This is a genomic window from Petrocella sp., from assembly GCF_059865615.1.
Window position 1 is genome coordinate 1 of record NZ_JCBCDA010000046.1, and the last position, 3,413, is coordinate 3,413.

The window sequence follows — 3,413 nt, forward strand, 5'->3', positions numbered from 1 at the left end:
ATTTTTGAAGTCGTGTTGTCCTATATATTCTAGCATCAAGGGGTGGGTAAATAGTAAACGAATGAAACTATATAAATGTGTAAAAATAAAAATGCAGGGAAGACGTTTGTTATACTAAGAGTAGTTTTAATTTACCTTTCGCTACTGTCAGAGGACATAGACGCTTTACATGACCCTTGACCTTATGATAAACTAACCATTGAGACAAAAAACATAAGATCTCAAGGAGTCTATGATGGGAAATAGAATTGCAGCTTTAAGAATCTTAGCAATAGTAACTATATTAATTTTAATGGGATTAAACCCATCCAGTCAAACATCTCATCTATCCTATGCAACGGTTCAAGTACCTAGCATAGTAGCTGAAGGTGCCATTCTAATAGATGGTGATACAGGACAGGTACTTTACGAGAAAAATGCCCATAAAAGGTTCTACCCGGCTAGCATTACGAAGCTGATGACAGCCCTGGTTGCCTCGAAGGCCTTGAATCTTTCTGATACGATTACTTTTTCTAGAAACGCAGTTTTGAGCATAGAATTTGGTAGCAGTCACATTGGTATGCGTGAAGGAGAAATCATAAGTGTGGAAGCGGCCATGCACGGTCTTCTCATGGCTTCAGCCAATGATGTGGCAAATGGCATTGCTGAAAAAACAAGTGGGAGTATAGAGGCTTTTGCAGAAGACATGACGGCAGAAGCCAAGAAACTTGGCGCGATGAACACGAACTTTGTTAATCCTCATGGCCTGCAGGATGAAAACCAATACACCACAGCCTATGATATGAGTCTGATTATGAAAGAAATATTAGAAAATCAATTCTTAGTCGATGTTATGGGGAAAACTCTATATGAGATTCTACCCACCAATAAAGTCGATGAAATCAGATATTTAGCACAAGGCCACAAAATGATTAATGAACGAAGGGACGCCAATATATTCAGAGAAGATGTTATAGCGGGTAAAACAGGATACACCACCAGCTCAGGGCATACCTTAGTAACGGTATCAAGAAAAGAAGGACGTACTTTAATTGCAGTAACATTAAGGACCAATGCCGCCAACTTATATAGCGACACCAGCAAACTATTTGAGTATGGTTATGAAGCTTTTGAAGTCACCGAGATAGACCCTTCAGATTACACACAGGCGCTTTCCATAAGAGAAGAGGGTGTCATTTTTGGAACAGCTACACTCTCTATGACGGAGCCAGTTAGTGTCAATCTAAGGAAGGATTATTCAGAAGAAGATCTCCTCTTAGAGGTGGATTTACCGGAAGCACTGACGAAAGAGGCGAGCTTGAATCAAAAAGTAGGTAGTCTTATAATCTCAATAGGTGACAGAGTCCTCGGCGAATGGCCTCTTGAGATTACAAGACTTGAATATGAAGATTTGGAAGATCTAGCAACAGAAGAAACGGAAGTAGAGAAAAAGCTGAGTAGGATTGAAGTTATCAAATTCATAATTCTCATTGCCACCATCGTTATTGTGACAAAAACCAGTACTTTCGGAAAATTTAATTAGAATTAATAGGGTTTAAGGTGTCAAAAACATATCGTTTTGACACCTTAAATCTTTATAAATAAACAATAAAAATCGGAGTGAGAGGATTTGAACCTCCGGCCTCTTAGTCCCGAACCAAGCGCTCTACCAAGCTGAGCCACACCCCGATATGGTGCTGTAAGTACCAAAATCAGTATATCAAAGTGAAGCGATCAAATCAAGTCCGAAAATGCCAAAAACATTTTAACTTGTTTTTTTTCGCATGTGTTTCATAATGACCCCTATAATTAGAGGTATGATGGTTAGTATCAAGCTTACTACAAACATGATTTCAGGACCTAATTGTGCGATTAAAGGGACTGAGGCTGCAGTAAACAAACCACCACCAACCAACAACTCAAATAATAACTGTTTGTAACCAAAGCTAGACAAAGCAGGTGTCATTTGATCTGGATCTGCGACACGCATTAAGAGTAAGCCGGTTGCGGTAACGCCCATGGATTGTCCAAAGTCACCAATACCCCTCTCAAACCAGTAATCCGGCATGAGCCTTGGTATAAGGACTAAAAAAGCGAATACGGTCCATACAATACCACCTACACTTAAGATTATAAATACCGGTAAGTTATTTCCAATGACACTTAAGGACAAGGTTGCCAACGCACTTACAATTAGAATATCTAGGGACAATCCCTGAACGCGATTAATCAATTGTCGGTCAACAGTAGCATAAGGATCAACACGACTCAAAAGCAATTGGACAACGATACCACCCATCATGGCTAAAGGGAATAAAGGAACGTAGGTCATCAAATACATATCCGTCCATGCGCCCCAAGTTAAGGCTTCTAGTTGAATCAATCCTTGCAACAATACAAAACCAATCACAATAGCTACACCGATATAGCCTACATGCAATGATAAAGGTTCAATGGATTCAGCTCGTGTGCTTAAAAAACCTGCAGGTTCGCGCACCTCTAATTCTGCAATGCCTTTACGTTCTAGAATTGTTCGTTCTTTTTTATCAGACCCATGAGCCAACTTACCTGTTCGCATACCCCAATTGATTAAAGATATACCAATTAGCACACCGGCCAAAACCCCAACTGTGGCCAAGCCAATGGCGAGATCGCCCCCTTCAGGGAAATCCAGTAACTCAAAGGTCTGCCGCATACCGGCCGCAGTACCATGACCACCTACAAATCCGATTTCAATCAGTGCACCTGCTAAAGGATTAATGCCAAAAACAGGTGCTAACAAAAAAATAGCGAGTCCTAAGCCTACAGCATATTGACCAAAAGAAATCACATAGCCAGACATGACTTGAGGTCCTGCCAAGTACCATATTTCTTTCATATTTGGTATTTTTTTGCCTATAAATAAGGAGGCAAAGACCACATTAATCATGAGTCCCGGTAAAGAAGCCCACACAGTCAGCCATTCTGAATCCAAAACAGAGAAACCAAATACCTTACCAAAGACTTCTGGACCAATCAATAGCGCCAATAAACCTGCCACCAAAGAACTGGGTAAAAACAAATTCTGAAACAAAGGTACCATGACCCGTATCCATTTACCGATGACTAGAAAAATTACTAATATTAATAATGCAAATCCTATAGCATTAGCTGTCATAAACGACTCCTCACATAAGTCAACTATAAATCCTTCGTTTTTTAATCGCATACAAAGCAATCAAATAGCTTCTTCTGAATTTTAACATTTAATGTATCTTCTTTCAACCAGGTCACCTTCTAAGAAGATTTTATAAAAACACAATATGTCCTTACAGCAATTCCCATAAATGGAAATAATTACAATATACACCATATAAATACATAATTATACCAAAAAGTGCTTTACACCCACGCATATCAAAGCTATACTAAATAGGCATAGCAAAATCAAAAAA

2 protein-coding genes and 1 tRNA gene are annotated in these 3,413 nt (G+C 39.3%); 1 reads left to right on the forward strand and 2 read right to left on the reverse strand.

Annotated features, from left to right (window positions below; translation table 11 throughout):
* The first annotated feature begins 235 nt into the window (after nucleotides 1–235).
* On the forward strand, nucleotides 236–1,522 hold the full coding sequence (locus AC6F8J_RS05540; RefSeq protein ID WP_500721627.1) for a serine hydrolase: 1,287 nt from the start codon (nucleotides 236–238) through the stop codon (nucleotides 1,520–1,522).
* A 72-nt stretch (nucleotides 1,523–1,594) separates the two neighbouring features.
* Here the strand turns inward: AC6F8J_RS05540 and AC6F8J_RS05545 are convergent.
* Both AC6F8J_RS05545 and AC6F8J_RS05550 read right to left on the reverse strand, forming a co-directional pair.
* Nucleotides 1,595–1,668 (reverse strand) — tRNA-Pro (locus AC6F8J_RS05545).
* A 76-nt stretch (nucleotides 1,669–1,744) separates the two neighbouring features.
* On the reverse strand, nucleotides 1,745–3,136 hold the full coding sequence (locus AC6F8J_RS05550; protein ID WP_500721628.1) for a sodium/glutamate symporter: 1,392 nt from the start codon (nucleotides 3,134–3,136) through the stop codon (nucleotides 1,745–1,747).
* Between the last annotated feature and the right edge of the window lie 277 nt (nucleotides 3,137–3,413).